General features: G+C 35.7%; 2 pseudogenes. One reads left to right on the top strand and one right to left on the bottom strand.

Features of this window, described 5'->3' with window-relative positions:
• Positions 1–221 precede the first annotated feature (221 nt).
• Positions 222–1,210 (top strand): annotated as a pseudogene (locus Wcon_RS10620) (IS110 family RNA-guided transposase).
• Between the two features lie 130 nt (positions 1,211–1,340).
• Here the strand turns inward: Wcon_RS10620 and Wcon_RS10615 are convergent.
• Positions 1,341–1,679: pseudogene (locus tag Wcon_RS10615) on the bottom strand (transposase); the annotation flags it as partial.

The following is a 1,679-nucleotide window of genomic DNA, read 5'->3' as shown; positions in this document are numbered from 1 at the left end:
GTATCTTGTAAAAAGCATCTAATGTTTTAAGCTTAAGCATTAGGTGGAGGAGGGAAGAACTCTGTTTCTCCTCTTAGATATAAAATCTGTAAGAAAGATAAGAGTTCCCTCCTCAAAAGTATAGGCTGGACGGTATCGTAGAAAGACCTAAATGGCTCTAATTCTGTATCCACAAGGTTAGCCTTACTTTTCGTTTTAAATGGTAACGTATGGGGTTATATATGATCAACAACTTTCTTGGAATTGATGTATCAAAAGATCGCTTTGATGTTTTTCTTTCATTCATAAGTAAAAAAGAAAAGCGTGAAACTAGGAAAAGGAGCTTTAAGAACGATGATCTTGGGTTTCAAGGTCTGCTGAGTTTTCTACAAAAGCATAATGTGGAAGAAGTAAAGTCATGCATGTGGTTGTTATAGCGAAGCTTTGGCTGAATTTCTGCACAATGCTGGACATTTTGTTAGTGTTGTAAATCCTTATTGTATTAAATCTTATACAAGGAGTAAGCTCGTAAGACAAAAGAATGATCAGACTGATGCAGAAATTATTGCTGATTATTGCCAAAGACAGGAACCAACTCGTTGGACACCACCTTCTTCTGAAATGAAAAAATTAAAACATCTTTATCGTTGCTCAGTTGCGTTAAAAGAATTAGTAAATAACCACCTAGAAAAAAAAGAGAGACTGCCTAAAGAAGTTGCAAATGCTTGTTGCAACGAATATAGTTAAAAAAATAGAAATAATAAAAAACTCCATACGCAAACTATTAAAGCAGCACAAAGAATTGTTGGAAAATTTTCAGCTTCTATTGACTATTCCAGGAATAGGAGAGGAATCAGCAATGGCTATTTTAGCTGAAATCCCTGACATAAAAGCTTTTAGAGATGCCAGGCAATTGGCAGCATATACAGGAGTTATACCGAAAAATATAACATCAGGTTCATCTGTACATTCTAAACCAAGATTAAGTAAATCAGGTTCACAAACATTACGTAAGGCCCTTTTCTTTCCTGCCATAGTAGCCAAGAATCACAATCCTATCATTGTGAGTTTTTGCCAAAGACTAAAGAAGAAGGGTAAGCATAATATGGCAATTGTGGGAGCTGCAATGCGTAAGCTACTCCATATCATTTTCGGTATCCTGACATCCAAAAGTGCTTTTGATCCAAATCATATCAAGAATTACAGAACTAGGATGTTGACTGTAGTTTAAAATCAAAAAATGCTTCCAATCCATTCAACATATTCACTAACTGTAATCTGTGTACTGTTACACAATCAGAAGTATTTTTTGATTTTATGATACAGCTTGAGTAATTTTTTTGTTGACTAGCAAGACGGTATCTTTCTTTAAGATCGTTTAGCACTCCCAACCAATCCCTCATTTTCAGCCAAATAAAACTTCTTTTCTGCCATTTTGCTAATATGTTATACATACATTTACTTATGCAATGCCCGTCTTCCTTGACCTTAAAAAACATGCCATCCATGAACACTATTGGGTATACTGATTGTAGTGGACGACCGCGCCATTCATTGATTACTGGCAGTAATTTGTCGGTAATACTTGATATCTCTGCTGCGGATATTTTATGATCGTAAATTTCCTCTACATGTGACGCTATGTCTCTGTACCCCATGCCACTGGCATATGTGCTCAAAATCTTCGTTTCAAGCTCTGG

It is taken from the genome of Wolbachia endosymbiont of Cylisticus convexus, assembly GCF_003344345.1.
The sequence above is the reverse complement of the archived record's forward strand: the minus strand, read 5'-3'. Positions and strand labels throughout refer to the sequence as shown.